19 protein-coding genes are annotated in these 15222 nt (G+C 64.5%); 9 read left to right on the top strand and 10 right to left on the bottom strand.

The genetic code is table 11. From position 1 onward, the window contains the following. Nucleotides 1-54: 54 nt before the first annotated feature. Complete coding sequence (locus ACYG9Y_RS18790) at nt 55-963, bottom strand: LysR substrate-binding domain-containing protein (protein WP_023738457.1); 909 nt, start codon at nt 961-963, stop codon at nt 55-57. Between the two features lie 117 nt (nt 964-1080). Between ACYG9Y_RS18790 and ACYG9Y_RS18785 the strand changes: the two genes are divergently transcribed. The 7 genes from ACYG9Y_RS18785 (at nt 1081) to ACYG9Y_RS18755 (ending at nt 6662) form a co-directional block, all read left to right on the top strand. Continuing rightward, nucleotides 1081-2376, top strand: a complete 1296-nt coding sequence (locus ACYG9Y_RS18785) for an MFS transporter (protein WP_023738458.1) — start codon at nt 1081-1083, stop codon at nt 2374-2376. Nucleotides 2377-2512: 136 nt separating this feature from the next. Continuing rightward, complete coding sequence (locus ACYG9Y_RS18780) at nt 2513-3697, top strand: cell wall hydrolase (protein WP_023738459.1); 1185 nt, start codon at nt 2513-2515, stop codon at nt 3695-3697. Nucleotides 3698-3962: 265 nt separating this feature from the next. Beyond that, nucleotides 3963-4355: an AtpZ/AtpI family protein gene (locus tag ACYG9Y_RS18775; RefSeq protein WP_023668486.1), complete on the top strand. Its 393-nt coding sequence runs from the start codon at nt 3963-3965 to the stop codon at nt 4353-4355. Nucleotides 4356-4418: 63 nt separating this feature from the next. Then, nucleotides 4419-5177, top strand: a complete 759-nt coding sequence (locus ACYG9Y_RS18770) for a F0F1 ATP synthase subunit A (RefSeq protein WP_023668485.1) — start codon at nt 4419-4421, stop codon at nt 5175-5177. Nucleotides 5178-5243: 66 nt separating this feature from the next. Then, nucleotides 5244-5468: a F0F1 ATP synthase subunit C gene (locus ACYG9Y_RS18765; RefSeq protein ID WP_006206606.1), complete on the top strand. Its 225-nt coding sequence runs from the start codon at nt 5244-5246 to the stop codon at nt 5466-5468. 92 nt (nt 5469-5560) lie between these two features. Further along, the gene (locus ACYG9Y_RS18760) at nt 5561-6160 is read left to right on the top strand and encodes a F0F1 ATP synthase subunit B (RefSeq protein WP_023738460.1); all 600 of its coding nucleotides are present in this window, start codon (nt 5561-5563) and stop codon (nt 6158-6160) included. A gap of 10 nt (nt 6161-6170) precedes the next feature. Continuing rightward, the gene (locus ACYG9Y_RS18755) at nt 6171-6662 is read left to right on the top strand and encodes a F0F1 ATP synthase subunit B (protein ID WP_023668483.1); all 492 of its coding nucleotides are present in this window, start codon (nt 6171-6173) and stop codon (nt 6660-6662) included. Between the two features lie 225 nt (nt 6663-6887). Here the strand turns inward: ACYG9Y_RS18755 and ACYG9Y_RS18750 are convergent, their stop codons facing one another. Then, nucleotides 6888-7586, bottom strand: a complete 699-nt coding sequence (locus tag ACYG9Y_RS18750) for a ribonuclease HII (RefSeq protein WP_023726390.1) — start codon at nt 7584-7586, stop codon at nt 6888-6890. Nucleotides 7587-7740: 154 nt separating this feature from the next. Then, the gene (locus ACYG9Y_RS18745) at nt 7741-8895 is read right to left on the bottom strand and encodes a PA0069 family radical SAM protein (RefSeq protein WP_023684378.1); all 1155 of its coding nucleotides are present in this window, start codon (nt 8893-8895) and stop codon (nt 7741-7743) included. A 150-nt stretch (nt 8896-9045) separates the two neighbouring features. On the opposite strand from ACYG9Y_RS18745, the gene ACYG9Y_RS18740 reads away from it, so the two are divergent. Continuing rightward, nucleotides 9046-9549: a glycosyltransferase gene (locus ACYG9Y_RS18740; RefSeq protein WP_023738461.1), complete on the top strand. Its 504-nt coding sequence runs from the start codon at nt 9046-9048 to the stop codon at nt 9547-9549. Between the two features lie 253 nt (nt 9550-9802). After that, entirely contained in the window at nt 9803-10777 is a 975-nt protein-coding gene (locus ACYG9Y_RS18735) for a hypothetical protein (protein ID WP_023738462.1), read from the top strand. Here ACYG9Y_RS18735 and ACYG9Y_RS18730 read toward each other — a convergent pair. The 7 genes from ACYG9Y_RS18730 to ACYG9Y_RS18700 all read right to left on the bottom strand — a co-directional run bounded on the left by ACYG9Y_RS18730 (nt 10767) and on the right by ACYG9Y_RS18700 (nt 15042). Then, nucleotides 10767-11198, bottom strand: a complete 432-nt coding sequence (locus ACYG9Y_RS18730) for a GFA family protein (protein WP_023738463.1) — start codon at nt 11196-11198, stop codon at nt 10767-10769. The genes ACYG9Y_RS18735 and ACYG9Y_RS18730 overlap by 11 nt on opposite strands. A 128-nt stretch (nt 11199-11326) precedes the next feature. Further along, on the bottom strand, nt 11327-11881 hold the full coding sequence (moaB, locus tag ACYG9Y_RS18725) for a molybdenum cofactor biosynthesis protein B (RefSeq protein ID WP_023738464.1): 555 nt from the start codon (nt 11879-11881) through the stop codon (nt 11327-11329). Continuing rightward, nucleotides 11868-12761 carry a 4-(cytidine 5'-diphospho)-2-C-methyl-D-erythritol kinase gene (locus ACYG9Y_RS18720; RefSeq protein WP_023738465.1) on the bottom strand — a complete coding sequence of 298 codons (894 nt, stop codon included), beginning with the start codon at nt 12759-12761 and terminating at the stop codon, nt 11868-11870. The genes moaB and ACYG9Y_RS18720 overlap by 14 nt, the downstream gene beginning before the upstream one ends. A gap of 26 nt (nt 12762-12787) precedes the next feature. After that, nucleotides 12788-12973: a membrane protein gene (locus ACYG9Y_RS18715; RefSeq protein WP_023668475.1), complete on the bottom strand. Its 186-nt coding sequence runs from the start codon at nt 12971-12973 to the stop codon at nt 12788-12790. Between the two features lie 72 nt (nt 12974-13045). Then, complete coding sequence (locus tag ACYG9Y_RS18710) at nt 13046-13903, bottom strand: S49 family peptidase (protein ID WP_023738466.1); 858 nt, start codon at nt 13901-13903, stop codon at nt 13046-13048. A 120-nt stretch (nt 13904-14023) separates the two neighbouring features. Further along, a complete protein-coding gene (locus ACYG9Y_RS18705; RefSeq protein WP_023745501.1) occupies nt 14024-14818 on the bottom strand; it encodes a tRNA1(Val) (adenine(37)-N6)-methyltransferase in 795 nt (264 codons plus the stop codon). Beyond that, nucleotides 14818-15042, bottom strand: a complete 225-nt coding sequence (locus ACYG9Y_RS18700) for a putative signal transducing protein (RefSeq protein ID WP_023692106.1) — start codon at nt 15040-15042, stop codon at nt 14818-14820. The genes ACYG9Y_RS18705 and ACYG9Y_RS18700 overlap by 1 nt, the downstream gene beginning before the upstream one ends. Nucleotides 15043-15222 lie beyond the last annotated feature (180 nt).

The raw sequence follows: 15222 nt of genomic DNA, 5'->3' as shown, positions 1-15222 counted from the left end.
TCCGGCAGGACAGAGGGGGGTGTGACGGAACGCGACACCGGGTGATCACCGCGTCTAAGCGACCTCTCTCAACCGCTCGTCCTGCGGCAGCGCCGCCACCGCCGCCTGCCACAAAATATCCGCCAGCCGCGTCGCCACCGGGTCCAGTTCGGCGTCTTTCTGGTGCATCACCAGCGCCATGGTTGGCAGCGCGGGTAAGCCCAACGTTTGCGGTGCCATCGTCCTGACATTGGCCGGCAGGCCGATATCCGTGCGGATGGTCAGGCCGAGGCCGGCGGCGACCGCCGCCCAGATGCCGCCAAGGCTGGGGCTGGAGAAGGCCATCCGCCATGGCAGGCCGGCGCGGTCGAGCGTTTCCGTCGTCACTGTGCGCAGCAGGCATGGCGCTTCCAGCGCCACCAGCGGCAGTGCCTCGCCCTCGCGTAGCCTGGTCTCGATCAGCTTTGCCGGCCCGATCCAGCGCAATTGCGCGTCGCCGACATGCCGGCTGTAAGGCAGCGCCTGGCCGCTGTCCCAGGCCAGCGCAATGTCGAGATTTCCTGATGTGATCCGCTCGGCGAGTTCATAGCTGCGCCCGATCCGCGCCTCGATCTTGACCTTGGGGTGCGCGCGAGCGAAGCGTCCGAGCACCTCCGGCAGCACCGCCTCGCCGAAATCCTCCTGCAGGCCGAGCCTGACCCAGCCTTCCAGTTCCACGTCGTGGATGGCCGAGGCCGCCTCGTCGTTCAACTCGAGCAGCCGCCTGGCATAGCCGAGCATGGTTTCGCCGGCTTCGGTCAACGCCAGTCCGCGGCCCGACTTGCGGAAGATCGGCGTCGCCGCCTGGTCCTCCAGCTTCTTCAGTTGCGCGCTCACCGCCGAGGTCGAGCGTCCAAGCCGGTCGGCGGCCTTGGCGAAGCTGCCGAGTTCCATGCCGGTGACGAAGCTTCGGAGGACATCGAGGTCGAAGGTTACGCGGCGCATCATAACGATCCTGTTTTTCGGGAACAATTGTCAAAAACTTCCCGATATTCGGGATGAAGTTATGGCGGTAAAGACGAGGCGTCAAGGTCCCGAAAGGGCATCAACAGGAGTCCCGCCATGTCGATTGCCGACGCAAATTGTGAGCCAGGCCGGGTTGGCCGAACCGCCGCCGTCAGGTCGAAGGCTGAACGATTTCGCGCCAATCATCGCTGGAAGGTGCTTGGCATCGGCGTTGCCGCCAATGCCAGTTTCTCCGCCACCTTCGCCGGCATACCGGCGGCGGCGGTGTTTCTGCGGTCGGGCTATCACTTGAGCAATGGCAATCTCGGCCTGGTCCTCGGCCTTCTCGGACTGGGCGTTGCCTTGAGCGAACTGCCCTGGGGTCTGCTCACCGACCGCTGGGGCGATCGCGGCGTGCTATTGACCGGCCTTGGTACGACCGCGGCGTGGCTCGCCCTGATGGCGTTGTTCATCGTGCCCTCAGTGACCTATGTGCCTGGCGTCGCAATGCTGGCCGCATGCCTTCTGGTCGCCGGCCTGCTCGTCGGCAGCGTCAACGGTTCCAGCGGCCGCGCCATCATGGCCTGGTTCCACGAAGGCGAACGTGGCTTTGCCATGAGCATCAGGCAGACCGCGGTGCCGCTCGGCGGCGGGCTCGGCGCGCTGGTCCTGCCGTCGCTGGCATCGGTGCACGGTTTCGCGGCGGTCTTCGGGCTGCTGGCCGCCATGAACGCCGTCTCTGCGCTGTTTGCCTGGCGGTGGCTGCACCAGCCGCCGGAACTGGACAATGCCGGCAGCATGGCCATGGCAAAGTCGGGCGGTCCGGCGCCGCTGCGCAATGTCGAGGTCTGGCGCATCGCCACCGCCATCGGCCTGCTCTGCTTTCCGCAAGTGGCGGTGCTGACCTTTGCCTCGGTCTTCCTGCACGATTTCGCCGGCATGGCCACGCTCACGATCAGCGCCAGCCTTGCCGCGGTGCAGACCGGCGCGATGGTGATGCGCGTCTGGAGCGGCCGCTTCACCGACCGCCATGGCAACCGCCGCTGGTTCCTGCGCCTCTGCAGCATGACAAGCGCGCTTGGCTTCGCGGCCGTCGGCCTGCTGGTCCTGGCGGCAGGAGCCACGCCAGACGCCCATGCCGCGTTGATCCCGGCGATCGCCGTGCTGCTGGTCGTTGCCGGCATTTCGATCTCCGCCTGGCATGGCGTCGCCTACACCGAACTCGCCACGCTTGCCGGCGCCAGCCGCGCCGGAACCGCGCTCGGTCTTGCCAACAGCTTCGTCTTCATCGCCTTCTTCGTGGTGCCGACCGCCATTCCGGCTTTGCTGCTCATCTGGTCGTGGCCTGGCGTCTGGCTGGTGGGCGCGCTCTGCGCCTTGATTGCATGGCCAATTTTCCTGCGGCCGAACTGACGGGTTGCCGGTCGGCAAACGGCGTCCCATTTCGGGCCGCTTCGGAACAACACGATCGACCGCGTTAACCCTGCATCAAGGTTAATGCTTCACTTTGGCTCTCCAGTGGCTCAGTTGCGTTTCTGGAGAGTTCCCCGTGCATCGACGTGTCCTGAAGCGGCTGGCCGCCGCCGCCGGTGAGAAAAAACGTTCCTTCGTATCGCCATTGGTCATCGGGCTCGGCATCTGGATCGGCTTTCCGACCGTCGTCGCCTACCAGGACATGGGCAGCTTGATTTCCGGCCTCGAAGCTTCGGGCACCCGCTGGAACTCTTATGTCGAGCGCTCCGTCGCCGGCTCGGTTCATGCCGCCGAAATGCCTTTCATCGATTCCGTCACCACCGGTTCGCTCTCGGGCTCGGGCGTACGCCTGCCCGGCGTCGGCAAGGTCTCGTTTCGCGGCAAGGGCAATGTCGCCGGCGTCACGCCCGACGAAGACCGTGTGATGCGCGCCGACAAGAAGGGCCGCATCATCCAGGTCTCGCCGGTGGCGCCGCCGAAGAACTTCAATGCCGGCTCAATCTTTCAGCGCACGTCCTCGCTGCTGCGGCCGAGCATGGACAGCGGCCTGAAGCTCGCCTTCGCCAAGCCCGGCATCAAGGGCAAGGAAATCCAGATCGCCCAGGCCTTCCATACCAACGTGGACAAGAAGCCCGATCCCGGCGTGCCGGCCATGCTTGCCGCGTTGGTCAACAATGACAGACCGGACGTGCTGGCCACCGCCTATGCCCAGGCCGAACCCGATTACGCCAAGGCCTCACCCTTCGAGGCGCTGCTGCAGGACGAGGAGCCGAGCAGCGGGCGCTTCATTCCGCCGATGGCCAAGGGTGACCACTCGTGGATTCAGAACCCGCTGCCGGCCAGCGTCTTCTCCACGAAGGAGCAGGCCTGCCTCGCCAACGGCATCTATTTCGAGGCGCGCGGCGAATCCGTGCGCGGCCAGGCCGCCGTCGCCCAGGTCATTCTGAACCGCGTCCGCAATCCGGCCTATCCAAACTCGATTTGCGGTGTCGTCTACCAGAACGACAACTGGCTGAACCGCTGCCAGTTCTCCTTCGCCTGCGACGGCCGCAAGAAGCGCATCGAGAGCCCCGCCCACTACAAGACCGCGCAGGACGTCGCGATGGCGGTCACCGCCGGCAAGATATTCATTCCCGAAGTCGGCTCATCGACCCACTACTACGCCAACTACGTCCATCCGGGCTGGGCGCGCACGATGCAGAAGATGACCAAGATCGGCCTGCATATCTTCTACCGCACGTATGGCGGCGGCTGGAGCTGAGCCCTTCGGCTTGCCTGTCGCAAACGAACCGCAAAGGCCCTGGAAGCCGAAATCGGACAGCGGTCGCCGGACGGATTCGGGGCATGTGCCGACCCGATAGTGCCGGGCACGATGTCGCACCTCGCCAAGTGGTTGATTCCAATAGAAAAAATACATGGCTTTGAAGTCCCGCCCGTGGCTTGACGGGCGCAAACCCTCTAACTATGTTGCCGGCGACTTTAGAAGCGGACGGACGGCGACGGTCTGACCGGGCAGGGGGGTTACGATGGCCGACAAGAACGGGCCAGACGGAACCGGAGAAACCGGCCGCGGCAGCAAGCACGAGGCCGACATCCGCGACGAAGATCTCGAACGCCGCCGGCGTGAGCTTGGAGCATCGCTTGCGACAAGACGGCCGGATCAGCTCGAGGGGAATGACGGCGCGAAAGCGACGGCCGGATATGGCCAGGCGCTCAAGCTGTCCAGCGAGTTCATCGCCGGGATAGTGGTGGGTGTGGGCCTTGGCTGGTTTCTGGATCGTGTGGCGGGAACCTCGCCATGGGGTCTGGTCGTCGGCTTGTTGCTGGGCTTTGGCGCCGGCGTGCTCAATGTCCTGCGTTCGTCAGGTGTTGTGGCGGAATTCGGAAAAAGCGAGAAGTCGCACGATCCGAAAGAATGAAATGGCGCCGCCAACGGCGCACAAGGACACTTAAGGCCGTTCGCGGCTTTGACGGGGATGTAAATGGCTGCTGACAAGGTCGATCCGATCCACCAGTTCCATATCGTCAAGCTGATTCCGATCAACATCGGAGGCTATGACCTGTCCTTCACCAATTCGTCCCTGTTCATGGTCGCGACCGTGCTCGTCGCATCGGCGTTTCTGTACCTCTCGACCTCGAGCCGCAGCCTTGTTCCCGGGCGCCTGCAGTCGGTTTCGGAAATGGGCTACGAGTTCGTCTCCAACATGCTGCGCGACGCCGCCGGAACGCAGGGCATGAAGTTCTTCCCCTTCGTGTTCTCGTTGTTCATGTTCGTACTGGTCGCCAACCTGCTTGGCCTTTTCCCGTACTTCTTCACCGTCACCAGCCACATCATCGTCACCTTCGGCCTCGCAGCCCTGGTGATCGGAACCGTCGTTGTCTACGGCTTCACGAAGCACGGTCTGGGTTTCCTCAAGCTCTTCGTGCCGCATGGCGTTCCGGTGTTCCTGCTGCCACTGGTGGTGCTGATCGAAGTGATCTCCTTCGTGTCGCGCCCGGTCAGCCTCTCGGTTCGTCTGTTCGCCAACATGCTGGCCGGCCACATCACACTGAAGGTGTTTTCGGGCTTCGTCGTCAGCCTGAGCGCGCTCGGCGCCGTCGGCGTTGCCGGTTCGGTGTTGCCGCTGGCCATGGCAGTCGCGCTGACCGCGCTGGAATTGCTGGTCGCTTTCCTGCAGGCCTACGTCTTTGCGGTGCTGACCTGCATGTATCTGAACGACGCCCTGCATCCCGGGCACTGACCTAGAATTTCCGGCATCTTTCGCCGGATGGAATTGCAACGAATTACAGATCCAAAGGAGTTTAAAATGGACGCAGAAGCAGCAAAGTACATCGGCGCCGGTATCGCTTGCCTGGGCATGGGCGGCGCGGGCATTGGCCTCGGCAACATCTTCGGCAGCTACCTGGCGGGCGCCCTGCGCAATCCGTCGGCCGCCGATGGCCAGTTCGGCCGCCTGATTTTCGGCTTCGCCGTGACCGAAGCTCTGGGCATTTTCTCGCTTCTCATCGCGCTTCTCGCCCTGTTCGGCTGAGCCCCTGTTCGGCCAATTATTGGTCGGACGAGCATTGGGAAGAATTGGCTGGCCGCATTCCTGCGGCCATGCCTGATATCAGGGGATAGTCCATGTTCGTGACATCTGCGTTTGCGCAAGAGTCCGCACCCGCCGCTGAAGGCGCCCATACCGGTACGGAAGGCGACACGCATTCCGGCACCGGCGTGCCTGCCGAGGCGCACGGCACGTTCCCGCCATTCGATCCGGCGACGTTTCCGTCCCAGCTTCTGTGGCTGGCGATCACGTTCGGGCTGTTCTATTTGTTCCTGAAGAAGGTGGTGATGCCGCGCCTTGGCGGCATCATCGACGTCCGCAGCGATCGCATCACGCAGGACCTCGACCAGGCCGCCAGGCTGAAGGGCGAGGCCGACGCCGCCGTTGCCGCTTACGAGCAGGAACTGGCGGAAGCCAAGGCCAAGGCCAACGCGATCGGGCAGCAGGCCAACGACGCTGCCAAGGCTGAAGCCGAGGCTGCCCGCAAGAAGGTCGAGGCCGCCCTCGACAAGAAGCTCGGCGAGGCCGAGGCCAGCATTGCTTCCATCAAGGCCAACGCCATGAAGGAAGTCGGCACGATTGCCGAGGACACCGCTTCAGCCATCGTCGATGCGCTTGTCGGCGGCAAGACCAGCAAGGCCGAGATCTTGGCTGCGGTCAAATCCGTGGCCCGGTGAGGAGCACATTATGGACGCCACATCTCTCGCAACGCTCTGGGCAACGGTTGCCCTCGTCATTTTCCTCGGCGTTGCCGTTTACATCAAGGTGCCGGGCCTGATCGCCAAGTCGCTCGACGCCCGCGCGACCAAGATCAGCGACGAGCTTGCGGAAGCCCGCCGGTTGCGCGAAGAGGCCCAGCAACTGCTCGGCCAATACCAGAAGAAGCGCAAGGAAGCCGAGCAGGAGGCCGCAGCCATCGTCGCTGCCGCCAAGCGCGAAGCCGACATGCTTGCCGCCGAGGCGCACAAGAAGACCGAAGACTATGTCACCCGCCGCACCGCGCTTGCCGAGCAGAAGATCGGCCAGGCCGAGCGCGAAGCCGTCGCCGAAGTGCGCGCCAGCGCCGTCGACATCGCTGTCGAGGCGGCCCGCACGCTGCTTGCCGGCAAGATCGACGCCAAGGCCGGCGCCGACCTGTTCAAGTCCGCGCTGCAGGACGTGAAGGCCAGGCTGAACTGAGCGGGGTTAACTCGCTGACATCAAGCCGCCCGGGCAACCTGGCGGCTTTTTTGTTGAGCGCGGACAATCTCCCCCCCGTGTGGGACCCACAAGGGGGAGATGTCGCCAAAGGCGGCAGGGGTCGGTTCGACCGGGCGCGACGCATTCTGCTGCGAAGAAGGGCTGGCGCTTGACGCGCGGTGACCCCCTCTGGCCTGCCGGCCATCTCCCCTCAAGGGGGGAGATTTAGCTGTCCAACCCGACAAACCCTTCTTCCTCCACCACCTCAACCCCACCCAGCCTGAACGGCGCGAATGATGCCCGGTGCAGCCTTGCCACCGGCCCATGCGCTTCGATCGCGGTGCGGTGCCGCACGGTGGCGTAGCCCATATGGACCTCGAACCCGTAGCGCTCGTGATGGCTGCCGCAGCCGCACATCATGCGGTCGCGCATCACCTTGGCGACGATCGAGGCGGCGGCGATCGATTGCGAGCGCTGGTCGCCCTTGATCAGCGCGCGGCCTTCGCAGAGGAGGCCCGGCGGCACATCGCGGCCATCGGCCAGCGCCAGCTTCGCCTGGATCGGCAGGCCGGCAAGGGCGCGCCGCATGGCTTCCAGGCTGGCCTTGAGGATGTTGCTGCCGTCAATGCCTTCGGCGCTGACCGAGGCCATCGACACGCCGAGCGCTGACCCCAGGATTTTCAGGAACAGCGCCTCGCGCTGCAAATGGTTGAGCCGTTTGGAATCGTCGAGCCCGTCGGGAATGTTGGCGGGATCGAGGATCACGGCCGCCGCCACCACCGGCCCCGCCAGCGGACCGCGGCCGGCCTCGTCCATGCCTGCCACCGGCCACAGGCCTTCGGCCATCGCCTTCGTCTCGAAGGAGAAATCGGGCTTTTCGACGATTTCGAAAAGAAGCGGAGAATCGGAACGTGCGCGAGCCATGTTGCGGCGAGGTTCGCATCGGCTCCGATTCTCCGCAAGTCCCTCCAGGGTCGAGTGGGGCAAGACCGGGAGGGCACCGTCTGCAGGCCGGGGGACAGGCCGGACGGGATTCTTGGGTCGCCTGCCAACCACGAGGGCAGGGCAGGCGCTACTCTCAGAGCAGCATCAGCTGCTCGGTCGCCTTGGCGGCGGCGACAAACTGGTCGGTTCGGAGCGTGCGCCGCTCGGCGTTGAGGCCGAGCCGCTTGGCCGTGATCTCGAAGCGCCGGCCGATCTGCCAGGCATAGGGGCCGGCGCCTTTCATCCGCTTGCCCCATTCCGAATCATAGTCCTTGCCGTCGCGCATCGAACGGATCAGCGACATCACGTGCCGGTAGCGGTCGGGATAATGGCGCAGCAGCCAGTCTTTGAAGATCGGCGCCACCTCGAGCGGCAGGCGCAGGATGACATAGCCGGCCTCGCGGGCGCCTGCGGCGCGTGCCGAATCGAGGATGCGCTCCATCTCCTGGTCGGTCAGGCCGGGAATGATCGGCGCCACCATGACAGAGGCCGGGATGCCGGCATCGGAAAGCTGCCGGATCGCCTCAAGGCGCTTGGTCGGCGTCGACGCGCGTGGCTCCATGGTGCGCGCCAGCATGCGGTCCATCGTTGTCACCGACAGCGCCACCTTGGCCAAGCCCCGTTCGGCCATGCGCGACAAGATGTCGATGTCGCGCGTCACCAGATGGGATTTGGTGACGATGCCGACCGGATGGCCGCGGGCCTCCAGCACTTCGAGGATCTCGCGCATGATCCGGTATTGTTTCTCGATCGGCTGGTAGGGATCGGTGTTGGTGCCGATGGCGATGGTGCGCGGCTGATAGCCATCCTTCGATAGTTCCTTGTCGAGCAGCCGCGCCGCATCCGGCTTGGCAAACAGCTTCGCTTCGAAATCCAGCCCCGGCGACAGGCCCATGAAGGAATGCGTCGGCCGGGCGAAACAATAGACGCAGCCATGCTCGCAGCCGCGATAGGGGTTGATCGAGCGGTCGAAGGAAATGTCGGGCGATTCGTTGCGGGTGATGATGGTGCGCGGCTTCTCGACCTGCACTTCGGTCTTGAACGGCGGCAATTCCTCCAGCGAATTCCAGCCGTCGTCGAACACATGCCTGCTGACCGGCTCGAACCGGCCGGACGGGTTGATGCCGGCGGAACGGCCGCGGTTGCGATCCGGACGGACGCGCATGCCGCTCTGTTCGATCATCGCATTGGCCATCTCGGCTCGCCCTGCTCCGAAAGCAGCAATGTCCGCACGCACGATATGTTCCATTTTGGCCCTTTCCCAAGGACTGTCGGCTGGCTGTCGAATCGCTCTGTTCATGAAAATAATCCTATTTCGCTGATGAGAACAAAGCAAGAACTTTTTCGTTGGGCCATGCAAAACTGGCGCTGCGCCGGGCTTTCCGCTATTCGGCTAAAAATGCTCAGCGTTCTCATCGAAACCCGGGATGACGAAGAAGGCCTTGCCCGCACGCTCGCCTCGTTGATCGGCGGCGCGGTCGAGGGCGTGGTGCGCGATGTCATCGTCTGCGACACCGGCTCGACCGACCAGACGCATCGGGTTGCCGATCATGCCGGCTGCCACTTCGTGGCCGGCGGCATTGCCGCGGGAATCAGGCAGGCGAAGGGTGACTGGCTGCTGTTTCTGGAACCCGGCGCAAGGCTGGCGGAGGGCTGGATCGACGACGTTGTCGCTCACACGGCGCGGCAAACCATGCCGGCGCGCTTTTGCCGTGCGCGCGGCAGCCGCACGCCGTTCCTGTCACGGGTGTTTTCGGGCAACCGGGCGCTGGCCGAAGGGCTGGTCATCAGCAAGCGCCAGGCCGCTGCCCTGTCGAAGAACGCGCATAGCGCCGAAGCCCTTGCGCGCGGTCTCGCCACCAGGCGGCTCGACGCCGAAATCTGGATGGCGCCGAAGAAGTGATGTTTCTCCCTTTTCCCGTTCCCAGGGAGAAGGGTGCCCGAAGGGCGGATGAGGGGCAGCGTCGGCGTCTCATCCGCATTGGCACGGTCGCAGCACCATCCCTCTTTTTCGCCGCAAAAACCTATTGTGCATTGCACAAAAGCTGACGCGGGATTAGCATTCCGTTGATGCGGGATATCGGGGTTTGGGTAGTGCCGGAGCGGTAAGCAAGCGCCGCGTCGTCGTTGCTGCCCGTTCATATCTGAGGACCCCGATGAACCTTTCGTCCCCTGACAAATCCGGCGCCCCCAGTCTGGAAGCCATTGCCCGCAACGGCAGCCTGCTCCGCCGCATTGCGGTGCGTATCCCGACCTATCTGTCCGACCTGCGCGAAAATCCCGCATGGCTGCCGATGTTCGTGCTTGCCCGCACCATGCCGGCGCGCAAGCTGCACTGGCTTGGCGCCAAAGCCGCGCGCCCCGCGCAGAGTGCCGGAGCGACGATGTTCAGGGGCGTCGACCTCAAGTCGATCGTCGCGGCGCTGCGCACCGATGGCCTGTTCTCCGGACTGGTCCTTCCGCAGGCAATGCACGAAGAGATCGCCAGCTTTGCTCAGAGCACGCCGTGCTTCGGCAATTTCGACCGCCGGCTCGAATTCATGCCCGGAGAACACGCAGAAGCCGAGAAGCGGTTCGGCCGCTCTTTGCTCAGCGGACACTATTTCGAGCGCATCCTCGGCTGCAAGGCGGCACTCGCCATCCAGAACGAGCCGCTGCTGCTCGACATCGCCCAGCACTATCTGGGCGGGCAGGCAAAGCTGATCACCACGCGTGTCTGGTGGAGTTTTCCGACCGGCGAGGCTTCCGACGCCGACAAGAACCTTGCCTCGCTCGGCAAATATCATTTCGATCTCGACGACTGGCGGATGCTGAAATTCTTCTTCTATCTCAAGCCCTGCGATGCCGGCACCGGCCCGCATGTCTATGTCAAAGGCAGCCACAACAGGCGCAGCCTCAAGCACCAGTTGACGCTGCTGGTCGGCCATCCGGCGCAAGACGTGCTCAAGGTCTATGGCGACGACAGCCCGGTCACGCTGACCGGTGAGGCCGGCCTCGGCTTCGTCGAGGACCCGTTCGGCTTCCACATGGGCACTGTGCCGTCCACCACGCCACGGCTGATGATGGAGGTCGGCTTCGGCGTCTCGCCGCCCTCGCGCCGCCGCTTCCACGGCGAACCGGTCATCCGCTGAGGCCGGAGCGGATCTCGACCGGCATCCAGCGCGCTTGCCGCCGGGCAATGCGACCCTCTTTGTTCTCGGCATCATAGTCCATCGGGACCGGCTCGCGGTTGAACCGCGGCCGGTCATCCAGCGCATTGACGATGACGATCGCTCTCGGTTCGCCGTCGGTGGTCACAGCAGCGACATAGACGCCGCAGTCCCGGCAGATGAGATAATCGGCGGTGCGCAATCCGAACCGGTATCGGTGCAGCCGGGCCTCGTCCTCGACCGCGACGATCAATCGCCCCCGCGGATCGGCGGCGGCGCGTGAGCCATGCCGGACGCAGAAGGCGCATTGGCAGGCGCGGATCTCCATCTCGGACGGCTCGATTCCGGTTTCGAATGTCAGGTGGATGTTGCCGCAATGGCAGCCGCCGCGATACGCAGTCATGGCATCTTTCCGCCTCAAGGACCTAGTGGCAGATTACCCGCCTGGCGGCCTTCAGGAAATGATCCTTTCGCAGGCGCAGCCGCCATTCTGCCTGACAAGGCAGCACTTGGCCGGCACTTTGCCTTGGTTTACGAGGCGGCCTTGCCGCGCCGCAAATGCTCGTCCAGGCGCGGCATGATCTCGACGAAGTTGCAGGGCATGTGGCGGTAGTCGAGCTGCGGTTTCAGGATGCCGTCCCAGGCGTCCTTGCAGGCGCCGGGCGAGCCCGGCAGCACGAAGACGAAGGTGGCGTTGACGACGCCGCCCGTCGCCCGGCTCTGCACTGTCGAGGTGCCGATCTTGTCGTAGGAAATGCGGTGGAACACTTCGGAAAAGCCATCCATGCGCTTCTCGAAGATCGGCTCCAGCGCCTCCGGCGTCACGTCGCGGCCGGTAAAACCGGTGCCGCCGGTGGTGATGACGACATCGATGTCCTTGTCGCGCGACCAGCCCAGCACTTTGTCGCGGATTTTCTCCCGGTCGTCAGTGACGATGTCGCGCGCGGCCAGGACATGGCCGGCCTCGACGATGCGATCGGCCAGCGTCCGCCCTGATTTGTCGTCGGCAAGGCTGCGCGTATCGGACACCGTCAGCACCGCGATGCGCACCGGGATGAACGGGCGGCTCTCGTCAATTTTGGCCATCGGCCCCCTCCGAAGCGATGCTTCGTGTCGCGGCGACAAACCACTCCGGTTCGCGGCTGCGAATCTCGGCGGCGGCGCGCTTGGCGACATTGCCGGTCTCGAACAGCCCGAAGCATGTGGCGCCGGAGCCCGACATGCGCGAAAATCCCGATCCGGCCCGGTTCAGCAGGGAAACCGCTCGGCCGATGGGCGGCTGGATCGCCTGCGCCGCCGATTCGAGATCGTTGCGGGTGATCTCCAGCCAGTTGCGGACGCTGTGGAAGTCAAATGCACGCGGCAGCGGCGGCAATCCCTCATTGTCGCGTTTCTCAAGTGCGTTGAACACATCAGGCGTCGAGACGGCGACGCCGGGATTGACCAGCACCAAAGCGAGCGCCGGAAAATCCGGCACCAGCGACAGCTCGTCGCCGACGCCACGCGCAACCAGCGGTTTTGCCGCAAGACACATCGGCACGTCGGCGCCGAGCGTGAGACCGATCCGGCTCAGTTCGGCCTCGCCGATGTCGAGCCCCCAGGTCCGCACAAGACCCTGCAATACCGCCGCCGCGTCGCTCGAGCCGCCGCCGACGCCCGAGGCGACCGGCAGGTTCTTTTCCAGCCGGATGGCAACCGGCGGCGTGCTCTGCTGGCCGGCCTGCCTGCGCAGCGCCTCGCGCGCCTTCACCACCAGATTGCTGTCGTCGATCGGCACGGAAGTCGCGTAACGGCCCGATACGGAGAACCGGTCGGCGTCGGCAGGCTCGATCTCGACCCTGTCGCCGAAGCGGGTGAAAACGACCAGGCTCTCGAGCAGATGATACCCGTCGGCGCGCCTGCCGGTGACGTGCAGCGCCAGATTTATCTTGGCGGGCGCAAGCCACGTCCGGGCTGCGGCATCCAAACTGTCGGCTGCTGACGGGATGATGCTCAGTCCTTGGCCAGGCGGTATTCGCCGGTCTTGGGATCCTGGACCAGCGTGCCGTTGGTGCCGTTGGCTGCCTGCTTTTCGGTGCGCCGCACCTTGGCGGTCACACGTTCGGCCTCGCGGACGAAGGTGCGGTAGCCGAAATAAGCGGCGGCGCCGACAACTGCGAAGAAAATGATCTGTGGCATTTCAAAGCTCCTCCCTCGCAAGGCGGCAAGGCAGACTGTCAAGCGCTTATGCTAGACGCTTTCCCCGCTTTTTCAAAGCCCGAAGCGCGCCCACAATGCGCGCTCTTCCGCCGCATCGATCACGCCGCTTGCGGCGGCGGCGGCAATATCGGGCGCTGAAAAGTTCGAGCCGAACAGGCCGATGCGGCCAAACAGGCCACGCGGCGCGGTGACCAGCCTGAGCTGGGTTTTCGCACCGAAGCGGGTTTTCAATACCGTGCGCATGTCGCTCAACGCGTCGACGAGGCCAAGCTCCAGCCCTTTCTTGCCAGTCCAGAACAGGCCGGTGAACAGGTCCGGATCGTCCTTCAGCTTGGTGCCACGGCGTTCCCTGACCAGGTCGATGAAGGTCTCGTGCACTTCCAGCTGCAGCGCCTTCAGGCGCTCGACGTCTTCCCTCTTCTCCGGCTTGAACGGGTCGAGCACCGCCTTGTTCTGGCCGGCGGTGTGGACACGGCGCTCGACACCGATCTTCTTCATCAGTTCGGGAAAGCCGAACGAGGCCGAGACGACGCCGATCGAACCGACGATGGAGGACGGATCGGCAAAGATCTCGTCACCGGCGGCCGCGATCATGTAGCCGCCCGAGGCCGCCACATCCTCGACGAAGACCAGCACCTTCTTGTTCTTCTCGACCGCGAGATCACGGATGCGCTTGAAGATCAGCCGCGACTGCACCGGCGAGCCGCCAGGCGAATTGATCGAAATGGCGACGGCGGGCGCATCGAACAGGAACGCCTTTTCGATGAGGGCGGCGGTGGACGCCAAGGACAGGCTCGGCCGGAACGGGCCGCCGCCGGCCATGATGGTGCCATGCAGCCTGATGACGGGAATGGTGACGACGCTGGATCGCCAGGATTTCGGCAGCAGGCGGTTGAAAAGGCGTTTCACGAGGTGGCTGTCTCCAAATGGCTTCAACGCATGTAGGGATTTGCCGGTCAACGGCAATGCTGCAATCCATCTCAGCCAACTGTGTGCCGGTTTTGCGGCAACGACACTGACGGGCCCAAATCAATCGCCAAACAGCGACGCCAGTCCGTTGTTGATCATCTCGGTTCGTTCCGACGGGCCGTCGCCCGTTTGCCCATGCAGCATCAAAGGCGGGCGGATCGACAGCTTGCCGCGCGCGCCGAGCGCTGCCCTGACGACAATGCGGATTGCGGCTGCTTCCGGGCGCGGATGCACGGCCAGCATCTCGGCGTCGCCGAAGCGGCCCGACAGCGCATAGAGGAGGTCGCCAAGCTGTTCCGGCCGCGCAATGACGGCCAGGCCCCCGCGCGGCTTGGCGACGGCAGCCGCACTCCGGATCCAGCTTTCGAACAGCCCGTCGTCCATGACATGCGCCTGCCGCCGCAGCGGATCGGGCGTGGCGCGGTCTTGCGCCGCGTTGAAGGGCGGGTTCATGATGACGAAATCGAAGGAATTGTCGGCAAGGCCGGCTTGCGTCCGCGCCCGGCCCGACAGCGTGACGTCGGCGGTCAGCACCGAGGCGCGATTGCCGAGATGCGCATTGCCGGGATGGGCGAGCGTGGTTGTGGCGAAGCCTGCCATCTCGGTCGACCGTTCGACGAGCACGACCTGCGCCTCTGGGCAGCGCGACAGCACGGCGAGACCCGCCGCACCGGCGCCGGCGCCGAAATCGGCGAGGCGTCCAGAAAAGCCGGATGAAACTGCTGCCGCCAGCATCATGGCATCCATCCCGGCGCGATGCCCTGTCCTGGGCTGGACCAGCCAGAAGCGGCCGCGATGGAAGGCATCCACCGTGTGGGCCGGCGTATCGCTGGTAAGCCCGCTCGCTTCAGCCATTATGTCTGGCGGATTTCGTTCTCGATGCCGGCGTCTTTCAAGATGCGCCGCGCCTGATCGGCCTGGTCGGCATCGACCATCACGCGCTTCTGCAAAAGACCGATCGACCCTTCGAGAATGCTCATGTTCTGGTCGGCGACGAAGCAGGCAATCCCGGCATCGCGCATCAGCGATTCGACAAAGGAGATGATCACGGCATCGTTGGTGCGCACGAGTTCTATCATCGGACGAAGTTCGCAGGTTGCAGCGTTGATGTAAACGCTGGAGCATGGCGCCGAAAAGTGTGGAGCGGTTTTCGGGCAACGGCATGCGGTCGCTAAGGTTGACACGCCGTCACCGCAGCCGCGCCAATTCGCCTCTTGCCGTGCCCGTATGTGCCGCCCTAGAGTCCCAGGCGGGACCAG

It is taken from the genome of Mesorhizobium sp. W050 (assembly GCF_054719535.1).
This window is presented reverse-complemented; position numbering and strand designations above follow the sequence as displayed.

What these genes read in the sequence shown, in the direction of transcription:
- ACYG9Y_RS18790 (WP_023738457.1), bottom strand. Translation starts at nt 963, where the DNA reads ATGCGCCGCGTAACCTTCGACCTCGATGTCCTCCGAAGCTTCGTCACC.
- ACYG9Y_RS18785 (WP_023738458.1), top strand. Translation starts at nt 1,081, where the DNA reads ATGTCGATTGCCGACGCAAATTGTGAGCCAGGCCGGGTTGGCCGAACC.
- ACYG9Y_RS18775 (WP_023668486.1), top strand. Translation starts at nt 3,963, where the DNA reads ATGGCCGACAAGAACGGGCCAGACGGAACCGGAGAAACCGGCCGCGGC.
- ACYG9Y_RS18770 (WP_023668485.1), top strand. Translation starts at nt 4,419, where the DNA reads ATGGCTGCTGACAAGGTCGATCCGATCCACCAGTTCCATATCGTCAAG.
- ACYG9Y_RS18765 (WP_006206606.1), top strand. Translation starts at nt 5,244, where the DNA reads ATGGACGCAGAAGCAGCAAAGTACATCGGCGCCGGTATCGCTTGCCTG.
- ACYG9Y_RS18760 (WP_023738460.1), top strand. Translation starts at nt 5,561, where the DNA reads ATGTTCGTGACATCTGCGTTTGCGCAAGAGTCCGCACCCGCCGCTGAA.
- ACYG9Y_RS18755 (WP_023668483.1), top strand. Translation starts at nt 6,171, where the DNA reads ATGGACGCCACATCTCTCGCAACGCTCTGGGCAACGGTTGCCCTCGTC.
- ACYG9Y_RS18750 (WP_023726390.1), bottom strand. Translation starts at nt 7,586, where the DNA reads ATGGCTCGCGCACGTTCCGATTCTCCGCTTCTTTTCGAAATCGTCGAA.
- ACYG9Y_RS18745 (WP_023684378.1), bottom strand. Translation starts at nt 8,895, where the DNA reads ATGGAACATATCGTGCGTGCGGACATTGCTGCTTTCGGAGCAGGGCGA.
- ACYG9Y_RS18740 (WP_023738461.1), top strand. Translation starts at nt 9,046, where the DNA reads ATGCTCAGCGTTCTCATCGAAACCCGGGATGACGAAGAAGGCCTTGCC.
- ACYG9Y_RS18735 (WP_023738462.1), top strand. Translation starts at nt 9,803, where the DNA reads ATGAACCTTTCGTCCCCTGACAAATCCGGCGCCCCCAGTCTGGAAGCC.
- ACYG9Y_RS18730 (WP_023738463.1), bottom strand. Translation starts at nt 11,198, where the DNA reads ATGACTGCGTATCGCGGCGGCTGCCATTGCGGCAACATCCACCTGACA.
- moaB (WP_023738464.1), bottom strand. Translation starts at nt 11,881, where the DNA reads ATGGCCAAAATTGACGAGAGCCGCCCGTTCATCCCGGTGCGCATCGCG.
- ACYG9Y_RS18715 (WP_023668475.1), bottom strand. Translation starts at nt 12,973, where the DNA reads ATGCCACAGATCATTTTCTTCGCAGTTGTCGGCGCCGCCGCTTATTTC.
- ACYG9Y_RS18705 (WP_023745501.1), bottom strand. Translation starts at nt 14,818, where the DNA reads ATGGCTGAAGCGAGCGGGCTTACCAGCGATACGCCGGCCCACACGGTG.
- ACYG9Y_RS18700 (WP_023692106.1), bottom strand. Translation starts at nt 15,042, where the DNA reads ATGATAGAACTCGTGCGCACCAACGATGCCGTGATCATCTCCTTTGTC.